Origin of the sequence: Pseudactinotalea sp., assembly GCF_048594945.1 — a bacterium.
Taxonomy (GTDB): Bacteria; Actinomycetota; Actinomycetes; order Actinomycetales; family Beutenbergiaceae; genus Pseudactinotalea.
The window spans coordinates 1-3646 of sequence record NZ_JBMDXJ010000352.1; the positions used below are offsets into that span (position 1 = coordinate 1).

3 protein-coding genes and 1 pseudogene are annotated in these 3646 nt (G+C 70.2%); 2 read left to right on the forward strand and 2 right to left on the reverse strand.

All coding sequences use genetic code 11. The annotated features are described in order from the left end of the window. The coding region (locus tag ACOJSN_RS15845; RefSeq protein WP_420113459.1) for an ATP-dependent DNA helicase at positions 1–1442 on the reverse strand (1442 nt) is incomplete at its 3' end. Positions 1443–1490: 48 nt separating this feature from the next. On the opposite strand from ACOJSN_RS15845, the gene ACOJSN_RS15850 reads away from it, so the two are divergent. Then, the gene (locus tag ACOJSN_RS15850; RefSeq protein WP_420113460.1) at positions 1491–2180 is read left to right on the forward strand and encodes a VOC family protein; all 690 of its coding nucleotides are present in this window, start codon (positions 1491–1493) and stop codon (positions 2178–2180) included. An 86-nt stretch (positions 2181–2266) separates the two neighbouring features. On the opposite strand, the gene ACOJSN_RS15855 is transcribed toward ACOJSN_RS15850, so the two are convergent. After that, positions 2267–3298, reverse strand: a complete 1032-nt coding sequence (locus ACOJSN_RS15855; protein ID WP_420113461.1) for a LacI family DNA-binding transcriptional regulator — start codon at positions 3296–3298, stop codon at positions 2267–2269. Positions 3299–3432: 134 nt separating this feature from the next. On the opposite strand from ACOJSN_RS15855, the pseudogene ACOJSN_RS15860 reads away from it, so the two are divergent. Beyond that, positions 3433–3646: pseudogene (locus tag ACOJSN_RS15860) on the forward strand (sugar ABC transporter permease); the annotation flags it as partial.

Here is a 3646-nt window from a genome sequence, read left to right on the forward strand (position 1 = left end):
AGGTCCCGCTGCGGGTTGATCAACGTGCTCACGGCCGTGCCGTCGTCGAAGGCGACGGCGAGCTCGACCGGTCGGGGGCGCGAGCGTGTGCCCTCGTCACCGACCGTCAGTATCCCGATCGCGCAGCGGCGGTGCTCGGCCTGTGCGCCGGTGCTCGACTGCAGGAACCGCACCACCCGGCGGTCGGTCTTCATGTCCTTGGGGAACACCGGCCGCCGCAGCACCAGCCCCGCCAGCGACGTGCACCGGCTCAGCGCCACGTACAGCTGCCCGAAGTCGAACGTGCCGCCGCGGAGATCGACCACGAGCCGGTCGATCGTCTGCCCCTGGCTCTTGTGGATCGTGATCGCCCACGCGAGCGTGAACGGCAGCTGCGTGTAGGTCCCCACGATCTCGCGCCGCAGCGAGCCGCCCACCACGACCGGCCGCGTCACGTCCCAGGTGTGATGCCCGACGGCGACCACTCGCCCGTTCTGCAACCGCACCGTGGCCTCGTTCTCGTGGGGGTCGAACCCCACGATCGTGCCCAGCGTCCCGTTCGCCCAGCGGTCGCTCTGGTCGTTGTTGAGCAGCATCACCTGCGCGCCGACCTTGAACCGCAGCACGTCGGGGACCGGTGGGTCGAAGCCCTCGAGGTCGCCGCTGGCCCAGGCGTGGTGGCTGATCTCGGGGGAGTCGATCGCTTCGAGGTGCGCTCGGTTGTTCGCGGTCACCATCCGGTTGGTCGGCGCGACGGTCAGCCACATCTGCTCCTCGGGCGGCTCGAAGTCCGGGTCCACCCGCGAGTCGAGGTCGTGCCGCGCGGAGCTCAGCAGCGTGCCCTCGCGGATCGCGTTGAGGATCGAGGTGAGCCGGTCGTCGCCCTGCTGGCGGAACACCGTGGTCAGCGAGACCGTCGGGAACGGGTCGTCCCGGTAGCTGTGCGCCGAGAAGAAGTACGGGCTGTCGTAGGCGCCGAGCAGGTGACCGGCCTCCGCCGAGGCCATCACGGGAGGCAGCTGGAACAGGTCACCGACCAGCACCACCTGCACGCCACCGAACGGCTCACCGCGTTGCGGCCCGAACCGCTGCAGTGCCGCTTCGACCATGTCGAGCAGGTCGGCGCGCACCATCGAGGCCTCGTCGATGACGAGCGTCTCCATGCCGCCGATGCTCTCCGCGAACCGCCCGGGGTAGTAGCGGCCGGTGCGTACGTCCTCCAGTGAGGTGCCCGGCCGGAACCCGAACAGCCGGTGCAGCGTGTAGCCGCCCACGTTCAGCGCTGCGATCCCGGTCGGCGCCGCGACCACCACGCGCCGGTCGGTCCGCTCCACGAACTCCCGGACCAACGTCGACTTACCGGTGCCCGCGCGGCCGGTGAGGAACAGGTTCTCGCCCGCCTCGAGCAGCTCGTGCGCGCGGGTGAGCTCGGCGGTCTGCTGCAGCGCGGGCGGGTGGGTCACAGCGGCATTCTCCTTGGTGTCGCGGCGGTCCGTGCCTACGGTGACGGGATGCGACTGCAGGCGGTGACGTACGGCGCGCAGGACCCGGAGCTGCTCGCACGGTTCTGGGCGGGGATGCTCGAACGCGACATCGTCGTCGACGACGACGGGATGCTGCTCCCGGGTGCGGACGGTCAGCTCGGGCTCCGCTTCGAGGCCGATGACGCGCCGCCGCAGCCGCGCCACCGCATGCACCTGCACCTGACGAGCACGAGCCTGGCCGATCAGCAGGCCACCGTCGATCGCGCATGCGACCTCGGCGCCCGGCACCTCGACGTGGGACAGCTACCAGAGGATGGCCACGTGGTCCTCGCCGACCCTGCCGGCTTCGAGTTCTGCGTGATCGAGCCGGGCAACGGATTCCTCGCCGGCACCGGCGCCCTCGGCGAGGTGAGCGGCGATGGCACGCGCGCCGTCGGGTATTTCTGGAGCGCGGCGCTCGGCTGGCCCCTTGTGTGGGATCGAGGCGACCAGACCGTGATCCAGGCACCGGGTGGTGGCACGAAGGTGTCCTGGGATGTGTGGCCCGAGCACTTTCGTGGCGGTGCCGACCAGCAGCGCCTCGAGCTCGTCACAGACTCCGGCGCCCTGGACGCCGAGATCGACTCGCTGGTCAGGCTCGGAGCCACGCACCTGCGGACCACCGACGGTGCCGCTCTCCTCGCCGATCCCGACGGGAGCGAGTTCCGCCTCCGGTGAGACCCGGAGAAGCGGTGGCTGTGGTCCCATCCATCCGGGGGAGCGGTAGGTGTGGTCCCATGAAGCGGCGGTGCGTGGGACCAGGCTCACCGGCCCGGCGACGTCGTGGGACCAGGCTCACCGGTGGGCGGCGGCGCGGCGGTCGTGCCGCGGAGGGCGAGCTGGGTGAGTCTCACGGCGGGTGGATCAGGTTCAGGCTCGTTGCGGATCGCGGCGATCAAGCGGCGCATGGCGTGGCGACCGGCACTCTCGCGGTCCACGACGACCGTCGACAGCGGTGGCGTCGCGTAGCGCATCAGCAGCATGTCGTCCCAGCCGGTCACGCTCAGGCGGTCCGGTACCCGCCATCCCCGGCGCGCTGCCTCGAACAGCACGCCCGCGGCGATCCGATCGCTGGCAGCCACGATCGCCGTGACCGGGGAGTCCGGCTCCAGACCGGCGACCGCCCTGATCCCGGTCTCGGGATGCCAGTCGCCCTCCGGCTCACCGTGCGAGGTCAGTCCACGCTCGTCGATCGCCTTCAGGTATCCGTGCATCCGTGCTTGAGCAGATCGCCAGCCCTGCGGTCCGGCTGCGTGCAGGATGTGCCGGTGGCCGAGATCCGCCAGCGCGTGGACGAGTGATGCCATGGTCTCGACATCGCCGGCGATGGCCTCGACTGCGCGCATGCGGTGGTCGTACTCACCGGTAGCGACCACGGCGCCGGTGCGGTCGGTCGCTGCGGCGATCGGGGCCACGGACAGCACGCCCTCCACCTGCCCGCTGTCGAGCAGCTCGCGCGCGCGTGTGCTCAGTGCCTCAGCGCTCTCGTCGACATCGATGACGATCTCGACGCGGAAGCCGTGCGTGCGTGCCTCGTCAACCGCAGCGTCGACGGTCCGCTCCGGACCGGTCATGGTGGGCAGCACGATCGCGAGGACGCCCGAGCGTCGGGTCCGCATCGACCTCGCCGCGAGGTTCGGCCGATAGCCGAGGGCCTCGACGGCGGCCCGAACAGCCTCGTAGGTCTCCGGCCTCAGCGTGGGGTCGTCACGCAGGAAGCGCGACACGGTCTGGTGGGACACGCCGGCGTGGTGGGCGACCTCACGGATCGTGGGACGTCGGCGTGGGTGAGACATGTGCGCACTGTAGTTGACGCCGAGTGAACGATCACTTATGGTCCCGAGTGAACGATCACTTGACGGCCCGAAGGAGCGCCAGTGCTGGCACATCTCTCCGCCCCGCGTACGTACGCACGCCCGCGGTGCGCCACGTGAGCGCCACGACCGAGCAGCGACCTCCGCAGGTCGAGGGCGCCCCGACTTCCAGTCGCAGGCGCAAGCCTCCGCCTCGTCCGGGTCAGGGGTGGTGGGCGCGGTTGCGTCGTGATCATCCGGTGTTGTTGTTGGCGTTGCCGGGTATTGCGGTGGTGGTGGTGTTTCAGTACATCGCTTTGGGTGGGAATGTGATCGCGTTCCAGGATTATC